We start from the raw sequence: 21,865 nt of genomic DNA, 5'->3' as shown, positions 1-21,865 counted from the left end.
GAAAGACACTCACCTTCCGAGACGTTGGCACGAATGGGCAAGGGTCTCATTATTTTCTTCTCCAGATCTTTCCCATGAGGGTAAGCACATACCCAAGGGCAAGCAACAAAACCGTCACAGAACCTGTAGGAAGATCCAGATAATAACTCACCACCATTCCTAAAAGAGAAAAGAAAGCCACCAAAAAAGAAGCCGTAACCATCACCGAGGAAAGTCTCTTGTGAAACAGAGAAGCCATAGCCGCAGGAAGGGTGAGAAGCGCAATCACCATGATCGACCCCATCACCTGAAGCATGAGAAAGACCGTGAGAGCCACGAGAAGAATGAGAAGCATCTGGAAAAAAACTACCTTTACCCCTCGAGTCAGGGCAAAGTCCTCATCAAAACTCACCATCTGAAACTGAGGATAAAACACCACCGTCAGCACAGAAACAAGAAACGCCAAAATCCCCACCAACCATACATCCCCGATGGAAAGCAAGAGAATATTCCCGAAGAGATAACTCATCGGATCAGTATAGGTGGGGGTGAGAGAGAGAAGGAGAAGCCCTACAGACATTCCAATCACCCACACGGCTCCTAAGACAGTATCCATCCGCTGTTTTCCCCGAAGAGAGAGCCACCCGATGAGAAGCCCTACCAGAACAGAAGCCGCCATAGCCCCAATCGTGGGAGACACCCAGGACCACTTCCAGACCACCTGAAGGTATATCCCAAGCCCCACTCCCCCAATAATAGCATGACTCACCGCCCCAGCCATAGCACTCATCCGCTTCACCACCACAAAGCCACCCATCATCCCAAATGGCACGCTGGCAAAAAGAGAGGCCAACAGTGCATACCGAAGAAAAGGTACCTCCGCACTCCACAGCATAGACCAGAATGACTCCATTACCTTCCCTCCTTCACCTGAGCGTGATCCACACGTCCATACTCAGGACCATAGCCATGAAAAGCCGAAACCTCTTGCGAGGTTTCAAACGGATGTTCGCATAAACCCCGATGGATACAGAGCACCCTATCTGTTATCGTGTGCACAAAGCCCGTATCATGGGTCACCAGAAGAATGGTCTTTTCTCCCTTCAAAGCCTGGAGAAGATCAAAAAGCTGCTTTTCACTCTCACTATCAATACTTGCCGAAGGTTCATCCAAAAACAAAAGAGGAGCTTCTGAAACCATCGCCCGGGCAATGAGCGCCCGCTGAAGTTGGCCGCCGGAAAGATGAAAAAACGACTCTTTTTTCAAGGCCAAAAGCCCCACCTTCTCCAAAACCTCATCCACCCTTTTTTTGTCCTCACGGGTGTACCAACCCCAGGGTTTTATTCTCCCCTGGAGAACCATCTCCTCTACCGTGAGAGGAAACTGTCTATCAAAAACCCCATGCTGAGGTACGTATCCCATGAGCCGTCTCTGTTCCTCAGCGGGCTTTCCATACACAGAGATCGTCCCCTTCCATGGACGAAGAAGACCAAGAAGAAGCCGCAGAAGGGTAGTTTTCCCTCCCCCATTGGGACCCACAATGGTGACAAACTCCCCCTCACGCACCCCAAAACTCACCCTCTCAAGAACAGGAACATCCGTATATCCGAATGAAAGATCCCTGACTTCAAGAACAACCCTTTCTCTCATTTCCATGCCTCAACAAGAGCTGTGGCTATCCTGCGAAACATACCCACATAATCAGCCGAAAGGGGATTGAATTCCTCCACCTTTCCATTGATGGCTTTTGCCACCGCTTCCGCACTCCTTCGTGAAAATCCCTGCTGGACAAAGATCACCCTTACCTTTTCCTTTTTCGCCCGCTGGATAATTTCACTTAACACACGAGAAGAAGGTTCCTTGCCCCCAATTTCAATAGCCATCTGACGAAGACCATAATCATCCGCAAAATACCCCAAGACAGGATGGTAAACAAAAAACACTCTCCCCTTATAAGGGGCTAACATCGTGCTTATCTCTCGATCAAGTTCATCCAGTTCCTTGACCAAAGCTTCATAATTTGCCTCATAGATTGTTTTGCCGGCCTGGTCAAGGGAAATAAGCGTATCCCGAATATGCCCTGCCTGAATTTTCGCAAGCCTGAGACTCATCCAGATATGAGGATCTGGAGCCCCTGCTCTGTCTTCCTCATGGGCATGTTCCCCTGTCTCTTTTTCTGAGAGGAGTCGTTTCTTGATACCCTGAGAGGTATCCACAACAAGAAGACGCTGATAACTCTTTTTCACCTTGTTCACGAGTACACCCTCAAACTCAAGCCCAAGCGTAAACCATACCGAAGCCTTGCCCAAGAGAGCAAGCTGAGAAGGCGTTGGCTCATAGGTATGAGGACTCTTGCCCTCTGGAACCATCACATCGACCCGCACTCTCTCACCACCAATCCTCTCCACCACATAACGCTGAGGAGCAATACTCACAAACACCTCAAGAGGCTTCGCAAACAACACCGATGCCCCAAAAAACAAAAAGAGACGTGCTTTTCTCCATAAACCCATCATACTCCCTCCAAAACGCAACTGAGTTGCGTATAATATACATAAAAGGGAGAAAAAAGTCAAATCACCACCAAAACCCCAAAAAGTTCTTTCAAAAAACACCTATGGCTATTCCCTTGTTTCAGCAAAACACCCCCTTTTTGCTGAAACATCGACATAGCCAAACTCTATTCGCCTTTTTCCCGACAAAAATAGACTTTTTCCCTCTCTTACCTTACACTATACCTATATTTTGCAGGGAGTGCGTATGAAAAAACTTTTTCTCTTTGTTCTTTTTTCCTTGTCTCTCCCCCTCTTTGGAGAAGCCACCATATCCAACCATACGATAGCCATCGATCTCAGCTGGACCACAGAGGGACTCGTCAACGAAGGAATGGGATGGGGTATGCTTGTTGATTTCTCGCTTTCTTCCAACTTCTTTGCCCGTCTTCGTCACGGCGTTGTTGAAACTGCCAAAACAGCCGTCGGAAAAAGAGTGGACAACTATGTATCCTCTCTTCTCATAGGGTATAAACCCTGGGGACATAGCCCGAAGTGGCCAAGAGGCTTTTTTCTTGCTACCGGTTTTGGATATGACCAGGTGATCACCGCTGACCCTTCCACAGGGGCTGTGTCTGACCATTTTCTTCTTCCCTTTGTGGACATTTCCTTAGGGTATCGATTTATCATTGGGAGAATTGTGATCGAACCAGCGGTGAGTATTCTTCTCCCCTTCGTCGATCCAGAACGAAGCAAAACCGGTATTGCCATGTATACCCGGCACGTTGATCTTGAAGGCCTTTCCATAGGAATACTTTTCTGAAGGAGAACAGTATGCCCACGATTATTCTTTACGGCTACGAACAGGATGAAGCCACACGACTTCAACAAGGACTTCAGAGTCTGCTTGAAACAGAGATTGACATTCTCTCTGCCTGTGGAATGGAAAACGCCACAGTCACAGAGATCATCTCCATGCGCCCGGACAAAATCTTTTTCTCTCATCCCTTCAAGGTGATGGTATTTGTTGATTTTGAAGATGAGGCCATCTCCAAAACTGTCTATAACTTCCCCAAAGAAGTAAGTCGTCCAATCTTTTGTGGTCTCACCCCGGACAATGTGAAATGGCGTTTCGGCTATCTTCTTGAACACCTTCTCGAAGAATACCGCCTCTGGCAAAAACAAAAGAAAAACCCCTGATTACCCCACAAAGGTCACCCTTATCCCCTGCCATCGAGAAGAAGCCTTTTCCACATAAAACTCCCGGCTCACCCGAAACCCTAACGAAGGGATATACACCGCCATCACCAGCCCATCCTTCTCCAGGACAAAAGACCAGCGACGTTCAAGCCAGGGAATACGTTCATCCACCCAGATATCCTGGATCTTTTTATGTCCCTGTTGAAGCCCTATCCTATCTCCCGCAGAAACAGGGCGAATAACCACCCTTTCCACCTCCATCGGGAGAAACATCCGTTCCAGAGAAGCCTTGGGAAATCCCTCGGGTAAACCTTCCCCCTCCTCCCACTCCAATCGCCATGGCCCTGAGGCCACCCTTTCGCCTCTCTCCATCACCACATGACAGGGGAGAGAAAACTCCCTGCCCCTCACCCAGGTAAGCCACTTCCGATCAAGAAACAGTTCCCCATATTCATTTCGAACAAGTTCTCGACACTCATGATCCTCATACTCCCGGATAGCCTCAAGCCAGCTCCCCCTCACAAAGGTGATACCCTCCTTTCGCCAGAGAGAACGCACCATCTCCCTTACCCAGAACTCTCCAGTGGTCGAAAAAAGATCTCGGGGAAGCCTCCATCCCCCGGAAAAAAACTCCACCTCCTTCTCTAACAAAGAAAGCCTCTCCCCAATCATCTCAGAAACCGAAGAAAGAAAACCCATAGTTTTGACTATCTTTTCCCGAACCGCTGGGAAGCGATGTTCAACAAGGGGTAGAAGTTCATGACGAATCCAGTTCCTCTCAAACTCCCTTTCCTCATTGGACTCATCCTCACACCAGCCCACTCCAATCCGTTTGAGATACGCTACCATGTCGTGATGAGAGAACGAAAGACAGGGACGAAGATACTCCCCCTCTTTAGGTCTCATCCCGGCAAGCGACTCAATCCCACCCCCATGAAAAAGCCTGAGCAAAAAGGACTCCACCTGATCATCCCTCTGATGGGCCAGGCATATCCACCTAAGCCCATACTGCGTGCGGACCCGTTCATATCCCTCTCGTCGTCTCTCCCTTCCGGCTTCCTCAATCGACCAGCCATGCTTTTTGGCCAGCGCCTCCACATCCTCATGCTCCACCACAAGAAGAACACCAACCCTCTCACAGACAGAGACACAAAACGCCTCATCTCGGCTGGCCGTTTCCCGAAGACCATGATTGAGATGATAGGCCACAACCTCAAAACGAGCAAAAAAAGAACGAAGTCTGAAAAGCAAATACAAAAGGGCGGTAGAATCAGCCCCTCCAGAGAATCCAATAACACACGAGACCTCATTTCCGGCCAGTTTCCGCCAATGGTCTAAGAAAGCCCTCTCAAGAGGATCAAGCACCCTATCCATTAAACCTGTTCATGGCCTCTTCGAGGTTACCCATCACTATCATTTCAATAGCTTCACAGGCCCTGTCTATCACCGGATCAAGAATTGCCATCTCCTCAGGGGTAAAAGGCTCAAGAACATAGTCTTCCATCCTTTTGCCCTCTGGGGGCGCACCAATACCAATCCTCACCCGTGGAAAATTATCCGACTTCAAAAACTGGATGAGCGACTTGATACCATTGTGCCCCCCGCTTGAGCCATACCCTCTTATCCGCATCTTCCCAAGGGGGAGATTGAGATCATCACATACCACAATAATATTTTCCGGCATAATACGGAGAAAACTGGCCATATAGAGAACCGCTTCTCCACTCAGGTTGACAAAAGTCTGAGGTTTCAGGAGCATGACCTTTTCTTTGTCAATCTTGATACGGGCAACTAACGACTTCTTTTTCTTCAGGTCAATAACCGCATCATACTTCGCCGCCAAACGGTCAAGCACCATGAAACCAAGGTTGTGCCTCGTCTGTTCGTACTCTTCTCCAGGGTTTCCCAACCCTACGACAAGTTTCAAGAGCACACCTCCTTTTTCTTATTATCTAACCTCTACTAACGTTGTTCCCTCATGAGTCATGATCTTCACACCGTCCAGTTTCACATCACGAACAATCAGGTAGTCTTTTGCCTTGAGATGAGAAACATCGACTTCAATCACCTCGGGAAGCTTGTCAATGGTAGTGCTGATCTTGAGCTTGCGGGCATACACAAACATACTCCCACCTTCTTTCACTCCGATGGGGGTACCCACAAACTTCACAGGAACCTCTGTCACAAAGGGCTTCTTCTCAGCATAGGCGTAGAGATCCACATGCAAAATCTTGCGAGATACAGGATGAATCTCGATTCCCTTGATGATAACCTGATACTTGTTTTTGCCCACTTCTACCGTAAAAGGCTTGTGTGTTCCCACAGACTGAAAGACCTTCTCAAACTCATTGGCACTGAGGGAAATATAGAGATTTTCTTTCAGTTCTGGTCCATAAATAACGGCAGGAAGCCCGTTCTTCTCACGCACCTTAACAGCAGCCGATGTTCCTGTATTCGAGCGAAGCTCTGCCTTGAGTGTCAGTGTCGTCTTCGACATAGTATTCTCCTCCTCACAATCTCTATCGCATTACGTCTTTGGCACATTCACAAAAAGCGAACTCACCGAAAGGTTGAGATGGATTCTCTCAATAGCCTTTCCAAAGAGTTCACTCACCGAGAGAATATGGAGTTTCTCTCCAATAATACTCCGTTTATTCTCGTCCATATAAATAGTATCTGTCAAGCACAACCTATCAATCGCACAATTCTGAAGCCTCTCAGCCGCCGGATGAGAAAGCACCGCATGGGTGGCATACACAGTCACTGTCTTTGCCCCCCGACGCTTCAGAATATCCGCAGCCTGAACAATCGTCCCGGCTGTATCTATCATATCATCAATCATGATGACATGCCTGTCCTCAACACTTCCAATCAGGTTGAGAACCTCGGCTTCATTTTTCTTCTCCCGCCGTTTGTCAAGAATGGCCAATCCCACATCAATCTGACGGGCAAAAAAACGAGACCGTTCCACCCCTCCTGTATCAGGCGAAACCACAATATACTCGGACAAATCTCCGAGCTGTTTAGCATGCTCTAAAAAGACAGGAGTCGCATAGAGATGGTCAACAGGGATATCAAAAAATCCCTGTATCTGAGCCGCATGAAGATCCATGGTGAGTACACGATTCACACCTGCCACAGTGAGAAGATTGGCCACCAACTTGGCCGTAATAGGCACACGTGGTTCAGCCTTGCGATCCTGTCTCGCATACCCAAAGTAGGGGATAACCGCTGTAATACTTGCCGCCGACGCCCGGCGCAGAGCATCCACAAGAATAAGAAGCTCCATGAGATTTTTGTGGCCAGGATTGGATGTTGGCTGCACCACAAACACATCCGTTCCCCGAATATCCTCTCGGATCTTGACAAAAATCTCCCCATCGGCAAACTCTGTGATATAGACATCAACAAGATCCACACCAATATAGCGAGCAATCTTCTCTGCTAAGGGACGATTGGCCCGTCCCGCAATCAGTTTCAAATCACCTGTCGGCACACTCATGCTCCTTTTTCCAAAAAAGACAAAACTGGGGCGGAAGGATTCGAACCTCCGAATGTCGGGACCAAAACCCGATGCCTTGCCAGCTTGGCGACGCCCCAGAATCTTTCATCCGTTACGCAATCTTATGCAGAAACCTCAGCGTTATACTTCTCGAGGATGGCATTCTGCATCTTTTCACGAAACTCGGTGTTGATAGGATGAGCCACATCCTTCATCTCACCGCTTCTCGTCTTGCGAGAAGGCATCGCGATAAACAACCCGCTGTTCCCTTCTATAACCTTGATGTTGTGGACAACAAAACTGTTGTCAAAGGTCACAGAAGCATACGCTTTCAACTTGTTTTCACCTTCAACCCTTTTGATGCGGATGTCGGTAATTTCCATAGGTCTATCCTCCTGTAGAAAATTGAAAAACCCTTTTTAGCCTTTTTTACTTGTGTGATATACAGGGTCCGCACAAAACACCTGCATACCCTCAATGGTGGAGAAGCGATCTTTCTCTTCTTCCCGCTTACCAGCCGAATCGTACACATACACAAACGAGGACCCACTTCCGCTCATAAAAGAAAGCGAGGCCTGACTCTCTCGATCCAGCATAGTCTTTTTGGCGGCAAGCTCCTCACACGCTCCAAACACAAAAGGCTGGAATTTATTATACACTATTTTTCGCAAAAAATCAAGTGAGCCATCCCATGCAGCCAAAATATTTTCTTTTGTATTGTGTGGTTGGTAGTCATTGACAAGGCTATAGGCCCACGCTGTACTGATATGAATCCCCGGATAGACAATGAGAAAGTACACCTTTTCCAGCTGAAAAGAGAGAGGTTCTATCCTTTCTCCTTTTCCACTCACCCACGCCATCCCACCTGTGAGAAAAAATGGCACATCACTTCCTATCCGGGAAGCAAGTGCAGGCAACTCGCGCTTATTAACCCCTTCTTTCTCAGCCAGAAGGCGCAACACCGTGGCCGCATTGGAACTTCCTCCACCAAGTCCAGCCCCCATGGGAATCCGTTTTCTCACCGTAATAGTATAGCCTGTCTTTGTTCCAAAGGACTGCCTGAAAAGCCGGAGAGCCTTGTGAACGGTGGTGTCTCCCTCCACCTGCATACCCTCAAAAATCACACGGTCACGTTCGGCTGGCTCGATTTCAATCTCATCAGCCAAGCTCACCTCCTGAAAAAGGCTCTCAATAAAATGATAGCCATCCGTATCACGTCCCACGACATCAAGATAGAGATTTATTTTGGCATGGGAAAGAAACTTCATGCGATGGGCGTACCTACCGTCTTCACATACTCTTTGAAACGGTCGATAAGTTTCTTCGTGAGAGGCCCAACACTTCCACTACCAATCTTTCGTCCATCAATCGAAGAGATAGGCACTACCTCAGCGGCCGTTCCTGTGAGGAACACCTCATCAGCAATGAAGAGTTCCCCCCTCGTGATGGGCATTTCCACCACCTTGATACCCATTTCCGTGGCTAAATCCATCACCGTAGCGCGGGTAATACCCGGAAGCACTCCCATATACACCGGTGGTGTATAGAGAACTCCCTTCTTGATCATGAAGATATTATCCCCGGTACACTCAGCTACATACCCATCCTGATTGATCATAATCGCTTCTTCTGCACCAGCATTTTTCGCCTCAATCTTGGCTAAAATATTGTTGAGATAATTGAGAGATTTCACAATAGGATTGACCGCCTCAGCCAAGTTGCGTCTCGTGGGCACCGTCACAATTGGTAGCCCTTTCTCATAATATTCATCCGGATAAAGCTTAATCGTATCCGCAATCACAAAGATATTTGGTTTGGAACAAAGCCAGGGAGAAAGCCCCAGCGTTCCTGCTCCACGGGTAACCACAGGGCGAATATATCCATCTACAATCTCATTGGCCTTACAAACACTGATAATAGCTTTCTTGAACTCTTCCTGCGAGATGGGTATCTCAAGCATGATGATCTTCGCTGAATTATAAAGCCTTTCTACATGCTCATCCAGTTTGAAAATCCGGCGATTGTACGCCCGGATCCCCTCAAAAACCCCATCTCCATACAACACCCCATGATCAAAAACACTGATCTTGGCCTCTTCCTGTGGAACCAGTTCTCCATTGAGATACACAAACTTTCCCATACGCCTCTCCTCTATGCCTATCTATAATCATCCTAAATTGATAATCGCATCACACCGTTTAGCAAGCTCCATATTGTGAGTAGCCACCACAAAGGTTTTGCCCATGCTCCGGCAGAGATCCCAGATGAGATGTTCTACCATCTCGGCATTTCTTCTATCAAGACTCCCGGTTGGCTCATCGGCAAACACCACATCCGGATCGTGGATAAGCGCCCGTATAATAGCCACCCGTTGCCTCTCCCCACCGGAAAGCTGGTCAGGATAATGAGAAAGCCGATTCTCAAGCCCCACCCGGGCAAGAAGTTCTCTTGCCCTCTCTTTCTCCTTGCTTCCTATGGTTTTTCCCCCGATTCGAAGCGGTAGAAGCACATTCTCTATAGCCGTAAAATCCTCTAAAAGGTAATGGTGCTGAAAGATAAACCCCACATGCCGGCTCCGAAAATCCGAGAGCCTCTCCTCATCAAGGGTATCAATCCTTTCACCACCAAACCACACCTCTCCCGACGAAGGTCTATCCAGCCCTGAAAGGATATTGAGAAGGGTGGTTTTTCCCCTTCCCGACTCGCCTACCAGAGCCACCATAGAACCACGGGCAATCGTCACCTCCATATTTTCAAACACCTGCACTCTATCCACAAGTGTCCGATACTCCTTGGAAAGCGATCTCCCCACAATCATCTCAGTCATTGCGAAGCACCTCTATCGGACGAAGTTTGCCTGCACGGTAGGCGGGCCATATCACCGCAAGCATACTGCACACCACCGAAAGCCCCATAATCACCACCAGATCCTCTAACTGAATCCGCATGGGGAATTCTCGTATATAATAAGCCGTCGGATCAAAAAATTCAAATTTTGCCGGTTTTTTCACCGTCACAAAAACCCTGAGAGTCAGATACGCCACCTGATTCCAGAAATTCACAAAAGCCTCAATCCCATGGAGAATATTGTTGAGATTCAGGGCAAAGAAAAGCCCAAAGAAGATCCCGACCGCACTTCCAATCACCCCAATGAGAAAACCATCCATCAGAAACACACTCATCACCGACTTTGGCCTGAGCCCCATTGCCTTGAGAATACCTATCTCCTCCCGTTTATCAAGGACAGTTGCCATCATGGTAGAGAGAATATTGAAACACACCACAATGAAAAAGATGGTGAGAATAATTCTCATCATCACTTTTTCATTACGGATATTCACGAGGTTATTGCGATTGAGAGACTTCCAGCTATAGACATAAAAGGGAGAGATTTCCCGGATCTTGGGAAGCCATCGTTCTATTTGAAAAGGATCCTTCACCCGTATCGCAAGCGACGCCCTCGAATTCTCTTCCAGAGCCAGGGCATCCTCAAGATTCACAAACACCAGAGACGTATCATACTCCGCATACCCAGCCTCAAAAATCCCCGCCACCCTGAATTTGTACTGAAGCAAACTCAGCATATCATCATTTACAAGGGTGAGATACACCCAATCCCCCACAGAAACCCCGAGATTATCCGCAAGGTTATACCCTATGAAAATCGCATGACGCCAGGAAGCATTGGTCTCCTCTCCCTTCATCAATGCAAAACGAGTCCGAAACTCCCTATCATTCTGATAAAACTCCCGGGGAAAAGCCTTGACCATCACCCCATAAGTCCCAAGCGGCCCCTTGATAAGTGCCTGCTGATCCAAAAACGGCACCACATCCACCACCCCCGGGGCTTTCTTCAGTTCCAGAGCCAACGTCTCATAATCCGGAACCCCCCGTCCATACCCATAAATAACCGCATGAAAATCCTTGGACGCAAGCTTATCCATATAGTTATAATGCATCCCGTTTGCCGCCGAAAGAATAACGGTAGCCGCCATGGCACTCACCACAATGGTGAGCAGGGCTATCACCGAGATAATCGAGATACCCCTATCCGTCCCTTTGAACTTGAGATATTTCGTCGCTAAGTAAACAATCACATTCATTTAAGTATTCTCCCACTTTTTCCGATAAATTCATTGTATATATTATACACGAAAAAGAAAAAGATGTAAACTTTCTTGACTTTTTGCCTTCGACGTGATAAGATATACCCATAAGAAAAGGCAAAAAAAGAAAAGGAGTACGCTGTGGAATTTGCTCCCGATACCAATTATCTCGTCATCAAGGGTCGCTTCAAAGCCACCGCTTCCAGCTCCTATGGACTCTTTCTCATTTTTATGGATAACGTCACCAAAAATACCGACAAAATAGAAACCGTTGCCTCCCATTTCAGCACCGTCTATGACACCAATATCAACATGCCCTGGAGTGAACTTCAGGATATGATCACCAAACTCAGATGGAAGGGAGAATTCGCCACGAGCCTCACCCACGATGTTCAGGCAACCCTCGAAGACCTCTTCCAGCCAGGGACAGGACGTGGCCCGGATATCTGGAACGCCATCAAAAAAGCCATGGTCAACAAAGCCGCTAACTTCTTTGAAGAATTTTTAGCCCGTCCTACAGGGGACAAAGGCGTCAAGGTTGAACTTGCCATTGAAACCATCACCAAAAGCGATATTGAGAATGTCAAAAAGATGCGCGAAGAGCGCGATATGCTCAATAATCTAAACATTCAAAATCAAGCAAAACCAACACAAACCGAACCAAAACTCGAAGAAAGTGCCGTTGTTCTTGATGTTTCCCTTGTTCTTTCTCCAATCTCTGGTGTTCCTATCTACGAACTCAAAGAAGGAACCAAAATCTTTATCAAGATTACCGAACAGACCAGCCGTGGACAGTACTTCAACGATCTTTTGGGAGCTAATGAAGGTGGAGAGATCCTCCCCGTCCCCGCCACGGTGAAAAAGGTCTCCAAAGAAGGCAAGATTTATACGGTGCTGGTAGAGATTGGCCCTGGTATCTACGGAAAATCCATCGACGAAGACACCGTCAAGGTGAAACTCTACGATAGCGCCCAGGATAAGCGCAAAGCCCAGAAAACGATTGAACCAGCCGTTTCTACCATCGAGACTACCCCTGAAACCTCTCAATCCCTCTCAAAGGGCGGAAGTTTTCTCTTCTGGGTCATGGGTGGCATTGGACTTCTCATCCTGATGATTCTTGTCTATCTCGGTCTCGGTATCTAAATAGTTCTGGACTATCCATCCAAGCGCAAGCGATGTTCCGATCCCTATGATCATGAGAAAAGCCACGTAGAGAATCACTCCCCTATTAAACCCTAAGAAAAGCCCGGCCACCACCCCTTGAGCAAGCGCATGAGCCCACCCCCCCCAGAGAGAAATCCCATACACAGAAAGCCACTCTCCCCCTATCCGATGCACCCCACTCATCACTAAGGCAGAAAAGACAGAACCAGCAAGAGAAAGCCAGAACCCGAAGGTAAAAAGCGTTCCTCCCAGCACATGACTCACCACCACACGAAAAAAAGCCACCACAAAAGAAAGACGATAGCGAGACCTCATCACAAGTACAAGGGTCACAATATTCGCAAGCCCTATCTTGGCTAATGGAAGTGGTTTTGGAATCCAGCTATCCACCACAGAGAGAAGCGAAGCAATAGCCACCAGATAGGCCATCAAAAATTCTTGCCTCTCAGAAGAAAGCCTCTCAAAATGCTCAATATCACTCAGTAATCCCATCCCACTCCTCTTTCTCTTCCCCCACAATCTCTACCACCACATGATTCGGCATACAGAGAATAGCATCCCCTGTACGAAAGATCCATCCTTTTTTCACACAGATCTGATCCCGGCAGGTGGATTCAAGCATTCTCACCTTTCCCCCTTTGATCTCTACCTTTCCCCTCCCGTGAGAACTTTGCCATTCAAAGACCCTCTCTTCATCCAGTGGATAACGATAGCGACGACCTTCAACCCTGATTTCCACATAACTCCCTCGCTTTCCACTCCACCCAGCCAACACAAGCCCAACCAGAAACATCCCCACCAAAAAGAGAGAAACGACATCCCCTTTTTTAACGGTTTTCAAAATATTCGACATGAAGATACCTGATATCCGCTTTTTCCATCTCCTCATCAAGAAGACGCTGGTAGGTCTTGATCCTCCGTTCATGTTCAAGATAACGCCTCAAGTCCTCCCTCACACTCTCAAAAGGGCGCTGTTTCCCCTCACGACGACCAAGGAGTTTGTACACCACATACCCCCCATCAGGAAGCACCATGGTCCCTATCTCTTCTTTTGCAAGATCCCCCACCACTCCCCGTACTTCCTCAGGAATACTTCCCTCTACCACATCCACATGGTGGAGAAAGGTTTCACCTAAATCCTTGATACGATTTTCTATTTCTACAATATCCGACATGGTTTTCAAACAACGAACAATCTCTTCTACTTTTTCCTTGGTGGAAGCAGAGATCTCATAAAAGGTGTAGAGAGTGGGTTCCTTCAGAAACTGGGCATTCATATCATAAAAAGAATGCACCAATTCGTCGGTAATCGGTTCCTGAGAAGACTCAAGATCAATGAGTTTTTCAATCATCATGTCCCCTCGAACCTCTTCTCGAACCTCCTCTTCAGAAAGCTGAAAAAGGGTGAGATTATTTTCCCAGTTCTCCTGGCTTTCAAAATGAGAAAGAATCCCCTTTATTTCCTCTTCAATCTCATCCTCAGAAACCTCACATCCCCTCTGCTTTGCCCGTTCAAGCAAAAGAGACCTTGAAACCAAGGCATTCGAAGCCTCTACCCGAAGAAACTTGAGATTTTCCGGGGTGGGTTCATAGGGCCTTTCGTCCTCTTCTAACTGAACAATATACCGTACCATGGCCCTATCAATATCCTTGTCAGTAATCACTCTCCCGTTTACAGAGATAACATCCATGCCTTCCTGCCTCCCTCTTCTATCTCAAATATTATAAGAAGGAACATGAAAAAAGGCAAACGTTTACTCATGAGCACAGTGACAACTTTCCCCTCGAGCTTTGGCAAAACTTTCTTTTCCTTCTCTCCAGGAAAAAAAGGCAAGTCCCAAAGCCCCGACACTATCAAAAAAACCCAGTCCAAAAATCTCATACAGGATACTACTCCCCAACAACACCAAAGACATATAAATACACACAAGCGTACAATTGGCATCCGCAAGAATCGCCTCAGAAGAAAGACGTCTGCCCACCCATTTCTTTGCTATCACCAGAAGCCACATGGTCACAATGGAAACAAAAGAAATGACCACTCCCCAGAAAGTCGTCTCCGGTTCATGCCCTTTCCATATCGAATAGAAGGCTGAAATTACCAGTCCTCCAGCCAAAAGGTAAAAGGATGAACCTGTTATACGAAGAGCCGCCTGTTCAAACCTACTCTTTTCCTCCCCAGGATGTTTCCAGATTCGCATAATCATATGGGCAATTCCAACACCGGATATCACTTCCACAAAACTATCAATGCCAAAACCAAAGAGCGCCAAACTCTCATCAGAAAAACCAAACACCATCGAAAACACACCCTCCGCCACATTATAGAAAATAGTAAAAAGTGCTAGTCCAAAAGCCATGCGATAGAGTACCCTTTCTTTCATAAAAAATCCTCCAAATTTAGTATGTTTTATTATAAACCTTTCAAAACCAAAAAGCAACTTTTTGGCCACATCATTCTAAGCCCCTTTTTTCTAAAAAAAATTGATGCCCTTTTCTAAGTCATTTTGCCCATTTTTGCACATAACTCTATTTCCCAAAAAGAAATAGTTGAAAAAAATTTCACTTTTTTCTTATGTATCACGTATAATATATAAAATTCTTTTTAAGGAGAAATCTATGCCCTTTCCCTTTTTGAAAAAATACCTTCTTGTTTCGCTGGGAGTTTTTCTTTTCATTCTCTGGAGTTTGCCATCGTGTACCACCACTCCCAAGGAAAACCAAAATACCAATGATACCGCCTTCCCTACGGTGATGATCAATAGTCTCTCTACTGCGGCCTCATCGTGTACTGCCACGGTTTCCTATACCGACGACACAGGGGTCATAGAAGTGTCTCTCTTGATACTCAATACCAACTTTACCACCAATATCACTCAAACAATAAATCCTCCTTCCACCAATGGGAGTGCTTCTTTCACTGTGCTTCTGCCGGTGGGGAGTTATACCCTCTCTGCCTCTGCTACCGACAAGGCTGGAAATGTCGCTACCACTCCCACCACCAACGTCCTCATTACAGCCAATGACACGACACCACCGGTTCTTTCTCTTCTTTCCCCAACCAATGGGCAAATGGTAGGAGAGAGTACTACCCTGATCGTGAGTCTCTCTGACAACAGTCTTCTCGGGATGTTTTCTTACCAGCTCAACAACATGCCTACAAATGTTTTTCCACTTTCCACGCCATCAACCAACCTCTCTCTTTCCCTTTCGTTAGAAGAAGGGACCAACACCCTCAATCTCTTCGTTTTTGATGCCTCTGGAAATAGCACCAATACCTCTCTGTATCTTTTCTCCGACCAGAGTGTACCGGCCATTGTTATTTCCTCCCCTCTTTCGGGGACCATCACCAACCGTTCTGATCTCACGATAAGCGGTACAAGCTCCGTCTCAAGTGGAAGCATCGTCTCTGTGCAGGTGAGCCTCAATGGAAGCAACTGGCTTACCGCCACAGGAACCACAACCTGGAGTTATAATCTTGGGTGTAGCGAAGGGACAAACCTCATCCGGGCACGGGCTATTTCCTCAACAGGCAAAACCAATTCCACTCAGATAGCCATTTTCGTGGACACTCTCCGCCCTGTTGTCACGTTTACCAGTCCAGCCAATGGAATAGTACTTTCCAACACCCAGGTAACCATCACCGGCACAAGTAGTGATAGTGGTTCTGGCGTTCAGGCAACCTACCTCAAAATAGATAGTGGAAGCTATCTCCTTGGAGGAAGCACCGCCTTTACCTACCCTCTCTCCAACCTCACAGAAGGAACACATACGGTGTATGCCTACAGTCTTGACTATGCGGGCAATGTTTCTCTCACCAATAGCCTCTCTTTTACTGTAGTTATTCCTCTCACCAACACTAATACCAACACCAATAGTTCCGGTTATACCGAATACACCAATCCAAGCTACAATGGGAATGGGTATGATATTATGCTCCAGGGTTTTCACTGGGCCTCCACCAATGGAAACTGGTGGACAACACTGGCAAATAATGCCAATACCATCGCTTCCGCTGGTTTTACCATGGTGTGGCTTCCCCCTGTCTCCGATAGTGGGGATAACAATGGCTACCTACCCCGCCGGTGGTATAATCTCTTTTCCCGTTATGGCAACGGCAGTAGTCTCTCCAATGCGGTAAGTACCCTACGACAGGCTGGAGTCAAGGTGATCGCCGATATTGTGATCAACCACCGTGTAGGGACAGCAAACTGGGCTGACTTCACCGATCCTGCCTTTGCCAACAACAACGCCGCTGTCTGTAGCGACGACGAATGGAAAGCTAATGGGGGTAATCCCACAGGAGCAGCTGATACAGGAGCGGGATATGAAGCAGGGCGGGATCTCGACCATACCAACCCAGATGTGCAGTCTAATATCATTCTCTGGATGAAGTGGCTGAGACAAATCGGGTTCGACGGGTGGCGATACGATTATGTCAAAGGATATCACTCCCGTTATAACAGCAACTACAATGAAGCCACCAAACCCTACTTCTCTGTGGGAGAACTCTGGCCAGATATTACGGATTATAATGCTTCTGGAAGTGCTGTCAACTACCATCGACAGGCTCTCATGAACTGGATTGATAACTCTGGCGGAAAATCTACCGTTTTCGATTTTACCACCAAATGGCAATTGATGCTTGCTGTTCAAAACAATGAATACTGGCGTCTCAGAGATCCTGATGGAAAACCTATTGGGGCTATCGGCTGGTGGCCTGCGATGAGTGTCACCTTTGTGGATAACCATGATACAGGGTACTCTCCGGGTGGTGGACAGCAGCATTGGCCATTTCCCCAGGACAAGCGGGAGATCGGCTACGCCTATATCCTCACTCATCCAGGCATCCCCTGCGTCTATTGGTACGACTACTTTGATAGTGGAAGTTATCTTCAGAACAAGATCAATACCCTGATAGCCATCCGAAAGGCACAGGGAATCCGTTCCACAAGCCCTATCACCATCCTCAAGGCTGAAGCCAGTGAGTACGTGGCCATCATCAATAGCAATACTATTGTAAAACTTGGGCCTGGAATGAGCTTCAATACCAACTGGACACTGGCCACCTATGGGACAAACTGGGCTGTCTGGACGAACTAAAGAAAAACCATCTCTCTTCTCATGGCCCCCGGCTTCTCCGGGGGCTTTTTTTGCAAAGTGGTTGTTTGGGTCTTTGGGACAAACCATTGGCTCTTACCATGTTTCAGCAAAACTCATGAGACAAGGGGAAGAAGAGGTGAGGTTTTAGCCTTTGGCTATTCCCTTGTTTCAGCCAACCACCCCCTGATTAAACGTTTAACCCACTGCCATACAAACCCCCCACACCCCTTCCTATCACCCTGTCTCAGCAAACAAGCCCCCTTTGGCTGAAATAAGGGAATAGCAAAAATTTCCAGCGCCCTTCTCCCAGAGAGAAGAGCAGGTCCTAATACTATGTGTCAGCAAACATACGCTTCCCAAAGACCTTGGCTATTACCCTATTTCAGCAAAACCATATGCTTTGGGGTCAACGAGGATAGTACAATTGCTCCTTTGGCTATTACCTTATTTCAGCACCCCCCTTTTTTTGCTGAAACAAGGGAATAGCACGAGAAAAATTTCCTGCCATAACAACTTTCTAACCACTTCTGGACAACCTTGACAATATTTTTTCGATAATATATACAAAGAAAAAAACAGGAGGCTCCTATGACAAAAGATGTTTTCACCTACAGCGAAGAAGAGACTATCCAATTTTTTGAAGATCTCTTCTGGCACGGAAAAATCCGCTGTCCCCGATGTGAAAATTCCGCCTACCGACTCTCCAGTCGTCCTCTCTACCAGTGCAGGCATTGCCGTTACCAGTTTTCCATCAAAAGCATATCTGTCATGCGCAAAAGTCATCTTTCTCTCAAAACCTGGCTCTGCGCTATGGCTATTATCTGTGAAGGAAACGTTAACGGCGTGAGTCTTGCCAAACATCTTGGGGTAAGCTACAAAGCCGCCTGGCTACTTCTCCACAAGGTCCGCAACCTGATGCGAGCCCTTTCGGCAAGGCAAAAACACCACCTTCGCCACCTTCTTCGGAAATTTTTTCTTCTCCCTGGCATCAAAAAAGTCCAGAGGGAAAAGAAACGGCCCTTTCAGGTTATCGAATGTGATAATGCGTCCTCTCCCACCCATTTTCACATTCACCTTGTAGAGAATATCTCGTGCGATAGTCTTAAGACACTCTTCTCCTGTAAAAATACCGCGGCGATTCTTGAGGTCCCTGAAGCTTTTTCTGATATCTTTCAGCAACTTGTTAACCGACTTGAAAACCTTTATCACCATGGCTGTCGAAAACACCCTCAGCGCTACATTGATGAGTTTTGTCTTTTTTCATTGTATCAGGACTCTGACCTTCGAATGAAAAAGCTTTTGTCGATGATAAATAGGGAAGAGCTTCTGCTTCCTTACAAGACGCTCATTCAGGAATCCATCGTCCTGTAGGAAAGGCGTACCGACGATTGGGATTTTTCCTGAGGTGTTCCAACTTCTTATCCTGAAAAGTCTTCGAAGTCTGCTTCTCGTCTGGATATTCGTTTGCAAAAGGGAAAAAGAGTGATGAGACCTTTGCACGAATGTGCAAAGGTCTCAAAAAAGTAGTAAAAAACAAAAAATAGTATAAAAATGTTCCTTAACGTAATAAATAAAACTATTCCTTTGAACAAAAAAAGACAAATAAGCCCTTGTAAATGGAAAAATCGGGGTTTCAGGGACATAGCCCATGACCCAGATAGGACAAGAAAGCACCCGCGCAAGGGTCTCGTGATGATTGAAGATAAAAGCCCTTTGCACATTCGTGCAAGTGGCTCGATAATTTATTCTTTGCACAACGAAAAGGGAGCTTGGAAGGGATGAGGAAGATAAAAAGAAGGGGAAAAGGTTTATTACCGGCTTTGGCTATGACTTTGTTTCAGCAAAACCTACCGCTTTTTCTCTGGACACGCACCGAGTTTGCACTTTGGCTATTCCCATGTTTCAGCAAAAGGGGGCTTTTAGCTGAAATAAGGAAATAGCAGGAAATTGGTTTTTTCCCAAAAAATAAAAAAAGCTCTCGACACCTACTTTCCCCCTTGCGGAGTATCATCGGCGACGGAGGGCTTAACTTCCGGGTTCGGAATGGGACCGGGTGTACCCCCTCCGCTATGGTCGAGAGCAATAAAAACATGATAAGATGGGAGACTAAAAGGTAAAAGGTCAAGGCTAATGGTCGATTAGTACTACTCGGCTCAACGCATTACTGCGCTTACACCTGTAGCCTATCAACGTGGTAGTCTTCCACGGACCATATGGGGCACCTCATCTTGGGGCAAGTTTCCCGCTTAGATGCTTTCAGCGGTTATCTCTTCCGAACATAGCTACCCTGCTTATGCCACTGGCGTGACAACAGGTACACTAGCGGTTCGTCCACTCCGGTCCTCTCGTACTAGGAGCAGCTCCCCTCAAGTGCCCAAACGCCTACGGCGGATAGGGACCATACTGTCTTACGACGTATTGAACCCAACTCACGTACCGCTTTAATGGGCGAACAGACCAACCCTTGGGACCTTCTCCAGCCCCAGGATGCGATGAGTCGACATCGAGGTGCCAAACCTTCCCGTCGATATGAACTCTTGGGGAAGATCAGCCTGTTATCCCCGGGGTACCTTTTATCCGTTGAGCGATGGCATTTCCACGCACAACCACCGGATCACTAAGCCCGACTTTCGTCCCTGCTCGGCTCGTCAGCCTCACAGTCAAGCTCCCTTCTGCCTTTACACTCTTCGCATGATTTCCAACCATGCTGAGGGAACCTTTGGGCGCCTCCGTTACCCTTTAGGAGGCGACCGCCCCAGTCAAACTACCCACCAGACGCTGTCCTCCACCCCGATTGCAAGGCGAGAGTTAGAAACCCAATTCACCAAGGGTAGTATCTCAAGGTCGGCTCCATGAGCACCAGAGCACCCACTTCTCAGCCTCCTACCTATCCTGCGCATGGTAAACCAAGTTTCAACGCCAAGTTGTAGTAAAGGTCCACGGGGTCTTTCTGTCCTGCCGTAGGTACTCGGTATCTTCACCGAGCATACAATTTCACCGAGCCTCTCGCTGAGACAGCGCTCAGATCGTTGGACCATTCATGCGGGTCGGAACTTACCCGACAAGGAATTTCGCTACCTTAGGACCGTTATAGTTACGGCCGCCGTTTACCGGGGCTTAGATTCGAAGCTTCGCCTCGCGGCTAACTCCTCCTCTTAACCTTCCGGCACTGGGCAGGTTTCAGACCCTATACCTCCTCTTACGAGTTTGCAGAGTCTTGTGTTTTTGGTAAACAGTCGCCTGAGCCTCTTTACTGCGACCTGCTTCCGCAGGCACCCCTTCTCCCGAAGTTACGGGGCCATTTTGCAGAGTTCCTTAGCGAGAGTTATCTCGAGCGCCTTAGGTTATTCACCCCGCACACCTGTGTCGGTTTTGGTACGGTCACCTGTCTTCATCGCTTAGAGGCTCTTTCTCGGCCCTACACTCGGCCGTCTTCTCCACCCCGAAAGGTGGATCGCTCACCTCTTGGCTTCGCGGCGCAAGCATTTCACTCACACCAGCCTCAATGGCTTCGACGAACATCCGTCAGTCCGCACGGCTCTATGCAGGGCGTCACCCCTTCACTCCAACAGGTGGCTACGGAATATCAACCGTATTCCCATCGGCTACGCCTTTCGGCCTCACCTTAGGGGCCGGCTAACCCTGGGTCGAATATCGTAGCCCAGGAACCCTTGTGCTTTCGGCGAACGGGTTTTTTACCCGTTTTATCGTGTACTCATGCCTGCATTCTCACTTCTACTCGCTCCAGATAACCTTACGATTATCCTTCGTCGCTCGTAGAACGCTTCCCTACCACTCTTCCGAGTCCGTGGCTTCGGTATACCGCTTAGCCCCGTACATTTTTGGCGCAGAATAACTCGACCAGTGAGCTATTACGCACTCTTTAAAGGATGGCTGCTTCTAAGCCAACCTCCTGGCTGTCTCGGTCATTCCACTTCCTTATCCACTGAGCGGTATTTCGGGACCTTAGCCGACGATCTGGGTTGTTTCCCTCTCGAATATGGAGCTTATCCCCCACATTCTCACTCCTGTGCCTCGGGTGCCAGTATTCGTAGTTTGGTTCGGGTTGGTAGGATAAATCCCCCGTCCCGATCCAGCGCTCTACCCCCAGCACTTGCTTCACAGGGCTGCACCTAAATGCATTTCGGGAAGAACCAGCTATCGCCACGTTCGTTTGGCCTTTCACTCCTAACCACAGGTCATCCGAAGACTTTTCAACGCCTACCGGTTCGGACCTCCATCCCGTGTTACCGGGACTTCATCCTGCCCATGGTTAGCTCACGCGGCTTCGGGTCTACAGGTAGTTACTAGACGCCCTA

At 47.7% G+C, this 21,865-nt stretch carries 21 protein-coding genes, 1 tRNA gene and 2 rRNA genes (1 of these 24 running past the window's edge); 5 read left to right on the top strand and 19 right to left on the bottom strand.

The genetic code is table 11. The features are described from left to right. Nucleotides 1–49 precede the first annotated feature (49 nt). From BREVNS_RS07530 to BREVNS_RS07520, 3 genes are read right to left on the bottom strand one after another with little or no spacing between them, the layout of a single operon-like run. A complete protein-coding gene (locus tag BREVNS_RS07530; protein WP_483426402.1) occupies nt 50–892 on the bottom strand; it encodes a metal ABC transporter permease in 843 nt (280 codons plus the stop codon). After that, nucleotides 892–1,629, bottom strand: a complete 738-nt coding sequence (locus tag BREVNS_RS07525; RefSeq protein WP_483426401.1) for a metal ABC transporter ATP-binding protein — start codon at nt 1,627–1,629, stop codon at nt 892–894. Before BREVNS_RS07525 ends, BREVNS_RS07530 begins: the two co-directional genes overlap by 1 nt. After that, nucleotides 1,626–2,495: a metal ABC transporter solute-binding protein, Zn/Mn family gene (locus BREVNS_RS07520; protein ID WP_483426400.1), complete on the bottom strand. Its 870-nt coding sequence runs from the start codon at nt 2,493–2,495 to the stop codon at nt 1,626–1,628. The genes BREVNS_RS07525 and BREVNS_RS07520 overlap by 4 nt, the downstream gene beginning before the upstream one ends. Before the next feature lie 244 nt (nt 2,496–2,739). Between BREVNS_RS07520 and BREVNS_RS07515 the strand changes: the two genes are divergently transcribed. Both BREVNS_RS07515 and BREVNS_RS07510 read left to right on the top strand, forming a co-directional pair. After that, entirely contained in the window at nt 2,740–3,294 is a 555-nt protein-coding gene (locus BREVNS_RS07515; protein WP_483426399.1) for a hypothetical protein, read from the top strand. Between the two features lie 11 nt (nt 3,295–3,305). After that, on the top strand, nt 3,306–3,671 hold the full coding sequence (locus BREVNS_RS07510) for a DUF3783 domain-containing protein (protein ID WP_483426398.1): 366 nt from the start codon (nt 3,306–3,308) through the stop codon (nt 3,669–3,671). Here BREVNS_RS07510 and tilS read toward each other — a convergent pair whose 3' ends face one another. The 10 genes from tilS to BREVNS_RS07460 form a co-directional block, all read right to left on the bottom strand. Further along, nucleotides 3,672–5,045, bottom strand: a complete 1,374-nt coding sequence (tilS, locus tag BREVNS_RS07505; RefSeq protein WP_483426397.1) for a tRNA lysidine(34) synthetase TilS — start codon at nt 5,043–5,045, stop codon at nt 3,672–3,674. It lies immediately after the preceding gene. Further along, complete coding sequence (pth, locus tag BREVNS_RS07500; RefSeq protein ID WP_483426396.1) at nt 5,038–5,604, bottom strand: aminoacyl-tRNA hydrolase; 567 nt, start codon at nt 5,602–5,604, stop codon at nt 5,038–5,040. The genes tilS and pth overlap by 8 nt, the downstream gene beginning before the upstream one ends. A 15-nt stretch (nt 5,605–5,619) precedes the next feature. Beyond that, complete coding sequence (locus tag BREVNS_RS07495; protein WP_483426395.1) at nt 5,620–6,168, bottom strand: 50S ribosomal protein L25; 549 nt, start codon at nt 6,166–6,168, stop codon at nt 5,620–5,622. A 30-nt stretch (nt 6,169–6,198) separates the two neighbouring features. Continuing rightward, nucleotides 6,199–7,173 (bottom strand): ribose-phosphate diphosphokinase, encoded by a 975-nt coding sequence (locus BREVNS_RS07490; RefSeq protein ID WP_483426394.1) that lies wholly within the window; start codon nt 7,171–7,173, stop codon nt 6,199–6,201. A 25-nt stretch (nt 7,174–7,198) separates the two neighbouring features. Next, a tRNA-Gln gene (locus tag BREVNS_RS07485) sits at nt 7,199–7,271 on the bottom strand. A 24-nt stretch (nt 7,272–7,295) separates the two neighbouring features. Then, nucleotides 7,296–7,556: a septation regulator SpoVG gene (spoVG, locus tag BREVNS_RS07480; protein WP_483426393.1), complete on the bottom strand. Its 261-nt coding sequence runs from the start codon at nt 7,554–7,556 to the stop codon at nt 7,296–7,298. A 36-nt stretch (nt 7,557–7,592) separates the two neighbouring features. Next, the gene (gene ispE / locus BREVNS_RS07475) at nt 7,593–8,441 is read right to left on the bottom strand and encodes a 4-(cytidine 5'-diphospho)-2-C-methyl-D-erythritol kinase (protein ID WP_483426392.1); all 849 of its coding nucleotides are present in this window, start codon (nt 8,439–8,441) and stop codon (nt 7,593–7,595) included. Continuing rightward, complete coding sequence (ilvE, locus tag BREVNS_RS07470) at nt 8,438–9,313, bottom strand: branched-chain-amino-acid transaminase (RefSeq protein ID WP_483426391.1); 876 nt, start codon at nt 9,311–9,313, stop codon at nt 8,438–8,440. The genes ispE and ilvE overlap by 4 nt, the downstream gene beginning before the upstream one ends. Before the next feature lie 27 nt (nt 9,314–9,340). After that, nucleotides 9,341–10,000, bottom strand: coding sequence for an ABC transporter ATP-binding protein (locus BREVNS_RS07465; protein WP_483426390.1), 660 nt, complete (start codon nt 9,998–10,000; stop codon nt 9,341–9,343). Further along, on the bottom strand, nt 9,993–11,276 hold the full coding sequence (locus tag BREVNS_RS07460; protein WP_483426389.1) for an ABC transporter permease: 1,284 nt from the start codon (nt 11,274–11,276) through the stop codon (nt 9,993–9,995). Before BREVNS_RS07460 ends, BREVNS_RS07465 begins: the two co-directional genes overlap by 8 nt. A 144-nt stretch (nt 11,277–11,420) precedes the next feature. Here BREVNS_RS07460 and BREVNS_RS07455 point away from each other — a divergent pair, with 144 nt between their 5' ends. Further along, the gene (locus BREVNS_RS07455; RefSeq protein WP_483426388.1) at nt 11,421–12,422 is read left to right on the top strand and encodes a hypothetical protein; all 1,002 of its coding nucleotides are present in this window, start codon (nt 11,421–11,423) and stop codon (nt 12,420–12,422) included. On the opposite strand, the gene BREVNS_RS07450 is transcribed toward BREVNS_RS07455, so the two are convergent. The 4 genes from BREVNS_RS07450 to BREVNS_RS07435 form a co-directional block, all read right to left on the bottom strand. Beyond that, nucleotides 12,333–12,935, bottom strand: coding sequence for a Gx transporter family protein (locus BREVNS_RS07450; RefSeq protein ID WP_483426387.1), 603 nt, complete (start codon nt 12,933–12,935; stop codon nt 12,333–12,335). The two genes, BREVNS_RS07455 and BREVNS_RS07450, sit on opposite strands and share 90 nt — an antisense overlap. After that, complete coding sequence (locus BREVNS_RS07445; protein WP_483426386.1) at nt 12,919–13,296, bottom strand: NusG domain II-containing protein; 378 nt, start codon at nt 13,294–13,296, stop codon at nt 12,919–12,921. Before BREVNS_RS07445 ends, BREVNS_RS07450 begins: the two co-directional genes overlap by 17 nt. Further along, nucleotides 13,271–14,134 carry a peptidylprolyl isomerase gene (locus tag BREVNS_RS07440; protein WP_483426385.1) on the bottom strand — a complete coding sequence of 288 codons (864 nt, stop codon included), beginning with the start codon at nt 14,132–14,134 and terminating at the stop codon, nt 13,271–13,273. The genes BREVNS_RS07445 and BREVNS_RS07440 overlap by 26 nt, the downstream gene beginning before the upstream one ends. A 63-nt stretch (nt 14,135–14,197) precedes the next feature. Continuing rightward, a complete protein-coding gene (locus BREVNS_RS07435; protein ID WP_483426384.1) occupies nt 14,198–14,827 on the bottom strand; it encodes a cation efflux transmembrane domain-containing protein in 630 nt (209 codons plus the stop codon). A 235-nt stretch (nt 14,828–15,062) separates the two neighbouring features. On the opposite strand from BREVNS_RS07435, the gene BREVNS_RS07430 reads away from it, so the two are divergent. Both BREVNS_RS07430 and BREVNS_RS07425 read left to right on the top strand, forming a co-directional pair. Beyond that, nucleotides 15,063–17,546, top strand: a complete 2,484-nt coding sequence (locus BREVNS_RS07430) for an OmpL47-type beta-barrel domain-containing protein (RefSeq protein WP_483426383.1) — start codon at nt 15,063–15,065, stop codon at nt 17,544–17,546. 588 nt (nt 17,547–18,134) lie between these two features. Then, the gene (locus BREVNS_RS07425; protein ID WP_483426382.1) at nt 18,135–18,917 is read left to right on the top strand and encodes a transposase; all 783 of its coding nucleotides are present in this window, start codon (nt 18,135–18,137) and stop codon (nt 18,915–18,917) included. 602 nt (nt 18,918–19,519) lie between these two features. On the opposite strand, the gene rrf is transcribed toward BREVNS_RS07425, so the two are convergent. Together rrf and BREVNS_RS07415 are read right to left on the bottom strand one after the other, a co-directional pair. Further along, nucleotides 19,520–19,627 (bottom strand): 5S ribosomal RNA (gene rrf / locus BREVNS_RS07420). Between the two features lie 36 nt (nt 19,628–19,663). Next, nucleotides 19,664–21,865 (bottom strand): 23S ribosomal RNA (locus BREVNS_RS07415); it runs 675 nt beyond the window's last position.

The sequence above is a fragment of the Longinema margulisiae genome (genome assembly GCF_025266855.1).
Classification (GTDB): domain Bacteria; phylum Spirochaetota; class Brevinematia; order Brevinematales; family Thermospiraceae; genus Thermospira.
Note: the sequence above shows the minus strand (reverse complement) of the source record. Positions and strands in the feature narration are given on the sequence as shown.

Excerpts from the sequence above, each read along its gene's own strand:
- BREVNS_RS07530 (WP_483426402.1), bottom strand. The coding sequence starts at position 892 with ATGGAGTCATTCTGGTCTATGCTGTGGAGTGCGGAGGTACCTTTTCTT.
- BREVNS_RS07525 (WP_483426401.1), bottom strand. The coding sequence starts at position 1,629 with ATGAGAGAAAGGGTTGTTCTTGAAGTCAGGGATCTTTCATTCGGATAT.
- BREVNS_RS07520 (WP_483426400.1), bottom strand. The coding sequence starts at position 2,495 with ATGATGGGTTTATGGAGAAAAGCACGTCTCTTTTTGTTTTTTGGGGCA.
- BREVNS_RS07515 (WP_483426399.1), top strand. The coding sequence starts at position 2,740 with ATGAAAAAACTTTTTCTCTTTGTTCTTTTTTCCTTGTCTCTCCCCCTC.
- BREVNS_RS07510 (WP_483426398.1), top strand. The coding sequence starts at position 3,306 with ATGCCCACGATTATTCTTTACGGCTACGAACAGGATGAAGCCACACGA.
- tilS (WP_483426397.1), bottom strand. The coding sequence starts at position 5,045 with ATGGATAGGGTGCTTGATCCTCTTGAGAGGGCTTTCTTAGACCATTGG.
- BREVNS_RS07495 (WP_483426395.1), bottom strand. The coding sequence starts at position 6,168 with ATGTCGAAGACGACACTGACACTCAAGGCAGAGCTTCGCTCGAATACA.
- BREVNS_RS07490 (WP_483426394.1), bottom strand. The coding sequence starts at position 7,173 with ATGAGTGTGCCGACAGGTGATTTGAAACTGATTGCGGGACGGGCCAAT.
- spoVG (WP_483426393.1), bottom strand. The coding sequence starts at position 7,556 with ATGGAAATTACCGACATCCGCATCAAAAGGGTTGAAGGTGAAAACAAG.
- ispE (WP_483426392.1), bottom strand. The coding sequence starts at position 8,441 with ATGAAGTTTCTTTCCCATGCCAAAATAAATCTCTATCTTGATGTCGTG.
- ilvE (WP_483426391.1), bottom strand. The coding sequence starts at position 9,313 with ATGGGAAAGTTTGTGTATCTCAATGGAGAACTGGTTCCACAGGAAGAG.
- BREVNS_RS07465 (WP_483426390.1), bottom strand. The coding sequence starts at position 10,000 with ATGACTGAGATGATTGTGGGGAGATCGCTTTCCAAGGAGTATCGGACA.
- BREVNS_RS07460 (WP_483426389.1), bottom strand. The coding sequence starts at position 11,276 with ATGAATGTGATTGTTTACTTAGCGACGAAATATCTCAAGTTCAAAGGG.
- BREVNS_RS07450 (WP_483426387.1), bottom strand. The coding sequence starts at position 12,935 with ATGGGATTACTGAGTGATATTGAGCATTTTGAGAGGCTTTCTTCTGAG.
- BREVNS_RS07445 (WP_483426386.1), bottom strand. The coding sequence starts at position 13,296 with ATGTCGAATATTTTGAAAACCGTTAAAAAAGGGGATGTCGTTTCTCTC.
- BREVNS_RS07440 (WP_483426385.1), bottom strand. The coding sequence starts at position 14,134 with ATGGATGTTATCTCTGTAAACGGGAGAGTGATTACTGACAAGGATATT.
- BREVNS_RS07435 (WP_483426384.1), bottom strand. The coding sequence starts at position 14,827 with ATGAAAGAAAGGGTACTCTATCGCATGGCTTTTGGACTAGCACTTTTT.
- BREVNS_RS07430 (WP_483426383.1), top strand. The coding sequence starts at position 15,063 with ATGCCCTTTCCCTTTTTGAAAAAATACCTTCTTGTTTCGCTGGGAGTT.
- BREVNS_RS07425 (WP_483426382.1), top strand. The coding sequence starts at position 18,135 with ATGACAAAAGATGTTTTCACCTACAGCGAAGAAGAGACTATCCAATTT.